The sequence below is a fragment of the Methylobacterium sp. D54C genome, from assembly GCF_053345595.1.
Genome location: NZ_JBKFAK010000132.1, coordinates 1 through 371 on the forward strand (window position 1 = coordinate 1; position 371 = coordinate 371).

General features: G+C 74.9%; 1 protein-coding gene. It reads right to left on the reverse strand.

All coding sequences use genetic code 11. From position 1 onward, the window contains the following. The coding region (locus tag ACLBYB_RS32835) for an ABC transporter substrate-binding protein (protein ID WP_447701384.1) at positions 1 to 371 on the reverse strand (371 nt) is incomplete at both ends.

Genomic DNA, 371 nt, shown 5'->3' on the forward strand with positions numbered 1-371 from the left:
CCCGAGTTGAACTCGTCGGCCTTCCAGCGGAACGGCCCGGAGCCGGTGGCGTCGGTGGTCTGCTTGTACGGGTCGGTCCGGGCGACCCGCTCGGGCATGACGAAGGCCGGCTGGCTGACGCTCGCCAGCGCCTGCGGCAGGAGCGGGAGCGGCGCCTTCAGCCGGAACACGATGTCGGTGTCGCCGTCGTGGGCGAGCTCGTCGGTGGCGGCCATCAGGGTCTGGCCGAAGCCGTTGCGCGCCGCCCAGCGCCGGATGCTGGCGACGCAGTCCCGCGCCAGGACCGGCGTGCCGTCGTGGAAGCGCAGGCCCGCGCGCAGGGGGATCGTCACCCGGCGCCCGCCCTGCCCGACCTTGAGGCCGGCCGCCAT